1 protein-coding gene is annotated in these 803 nt (G+C 53.4%); it reads right to left on the reverse strand.

Annotated elements, in window-relative coordinates; all coding sequences use genetic code 11:
* Nucleotides 1-454: hypothetical protein (locus LN415_09880; protein MCJ2557390.1), on the reverse strand; the 454-nt coding region annotated here is incomplete at its 3' end.
* Nucleotides 455-803: the final 349 nt, after the last annotated feature.

Genomic DNA, 803 nt, shown 5'->3' on the forward strand with positions numbered 1-803 from the left:
GCCAATACATGTAGTCCACACGGGCCGAGATGTCCATAGCATCCGTGATCGGGAAGGGAAGGAAGCCGACCAGCTTCTCGTAGTGGTCACGAGGATCCTCACGGTCCACATACCATCGTATCGCCTCCTTCACGGAATCCCACCACAACACTGTCTCTGGCATGTCGTCCTCAATGACGAATCCGGGATCAGTCTCGAATGTGTGCTTGACGGTGAGGCTCACGTTCTGGAGGATTATGCTTCCGTCTAGGATTGTGGTGTTGACAATCTCGGATATCTTTGCGCTGTTCCCGAAGGTATCCTCCCAGAGCCCGAAGGAGGAGCCCTGGGAGCCGGTTCCGTTGAGCTGAACCACGTCGCCTTCGTAGACCGTCTGGTCGGTTCCGGCATCGGCAACGGGATCGCTGGGTGTACCAGGCCCGATCTCGATCCATACCGAATCCCATATTGGCATCGTCTGGTTTCCATACGAGGCTGTGTCCATTCCTTCTGAGATCAGGTATAGTCCAGGCGGTACTTGACCGCCAGAAGGTGGAATCGGGCTACCCGAATACTCGTCACAGATGAGGAACTTCTGATCCCAACCGCTTGGGACACTCGAGCCCGGATATATTTCCACAGTCACCCAAGGTCGGGGCCAGCAATTGGTTGTGTCCACAACAACCTGCCCCATTGAGTCCACGATACGCGAATCAAACGTACAAGGGAATGTTATGATCTCATTGCCCACATTCGATACATTGGTGAAGATGTCTTCACCTACCACATATTAGTACTTATCCGTAGACACCTCTAGAGGAAAA

The organism is Candidatus Thermoplasmatota archaeon, assembly GCA_022848865.1.
Classification (GTDB): Archaea; Thermoplasmatota; Thermoplasmata; order RBG-16-68-12; family JAGMCJ01; genus JAGMCJ01.